Raw genomic sequence first — 1,455 nt, 5'->3', positions numbered from 1 at the left:
GCCTCGGGTTGTACTGACCCCAAAAAGTTGGACAGTTAAACACGAGGCACATAGGTCTGGGTTCGATATTCAATTGGACTCAGACCTTTTAATTTCAGGCTAATTCTTCTGCTGTTGTAGTAGTCAATATATTCCGTAACAGCATCCTTCAGTTCGCTTATATTACTGAACTCGTCAAGATAAAAACACTCCGACTTTAAGGTTCCAAAGAAACATTCCACGACTGCATTATCCAGACAATTGCCTTTTCTGGACATGCTCTGTGTAATGCCTTGTTCTTTAAGGATGTTTTGATACCTTCTCATACGATACTGCCATCCCTGGTCAGAGTGCAGAATAGGATGCTCGTGAGGCTTAAGCTTTTTGAATGCCTGATCGAGCATATTCTCGACCATGTTCATCACAGGTCTTTCCGACAGGCTGTAAGAAATAACTTCGTTGTTGAAGAGATCTATTACTGGAGACAAATACAGCTTTCGCCCATTGACTGCAAATTCAGTAACGTCGGTAACCCACTTCTCGTTTGGCCGTGTAGCCTTGAAATCCCTTTGGAGAACATTGGGGGCGGTTTGCCCTACCTCTCCTCTGTAGGAGCTGTATCGCTTGACCTTAATCGCTGCCTTAAGCGAGAGGGTTCCCATCAGGCGCTGAACGGCTTTATGGTTAATCCGTTCCCCGTCTCGATGGAGAGACAACGTTACCCTACGGTATCCGTAACGACCTTTATTCTCGTGATAAATCTCACCAATACGCTTTTTAACATCCGCATACTTATCAGGCTTGCTGAGAGCCTTTAGATGGTAATAAAACGTACTGCGCGGTATCTCCGCTGCCTTGAGAAGCTCATCAAGAGGGTAAAACTGCCTTAGCTCGTTGAGTACTTTCACTTTTTCGCGGGATGAGCTAAGGCTTTCAGCTTTTTTAGATACGTAAGCCGCATTTCAAGGAATCGAACTTGTCTTTCAAGATCCTCAATACGTCGGTCTTTCGACAGCTCCAATGCTAACGCCGCTTTTTCTGGATCAACTGACATTGTAATGTTTCTTTTGGTGCCGATCTTGAGTGCGCGTAAACCAGCTTCTCCGTGCTCCTCATAGACTTTCAGCCACTTGGCTACAGAACCACTACCAGCAAGCATAAAGTGAGCAGCAGCCTGATTGAGGGACATCTGCTGCTCGGTCACGGCTTTCACGACCTTAATGCGCAACTCTGGATCAGCACTAACGCCTTTAGGTTTGGGAATTAAACCTTTTTCTCCATGTTTTTCATAGAGGGCAACCCACGTCCTGACCTGTGTTCGAGGCACACCAAAACGTGCAGAGATGATCCTGTAACCATCATCAGTTGTGAAGTAGTGATTCACGACTTCAAGGCGCTTTTCGAAGGGGTATTTTGGCTTTGACATATCAGGGACTATTCCATTTCATCGTCCAACAAAATGGGTGCAGTACAGGT

At 45.6% G+C, this 1,455-nt stretch carries 1 protein-coding gene; it reads right to left on the bottom strand.

The genetic code is table 11. The features are described 5' to 3' along the window. Window positions 1-35: 35 nt before the first annotated feature. Window positions 36-1,405, bottom strand: a protein-coding gene (locus ACOTXF_RS23730; RefSeq protein WP_085949440.1) for an IS3-like element ISKpn8 family transposase whose coding sequence is annotated in 2 segments (ribosomal slippage) — window positions 36-925 and window positions 925-1,405 — 1,371 coding nt in all. Because the reading frame shifts where the segments join, the coding sequence is not laid out codon by codon here. Window positions 1,406-1,455: the final 50 nt, after the last annotated feature.

Source organism: Enterobacter cloacae complex sp. IR53041 (genome assembly GCF_049238285.1).
Lineage (GTDB): Bacteria > Pseudomonadota > Gammaproteobacteria > Enterobacterales > Enterobacteriaceae > Enterobacter > Enterobacter roggenkampii.
This window is presented reverse-complemented; position numbering and strand designations above follow the sequence as displayed.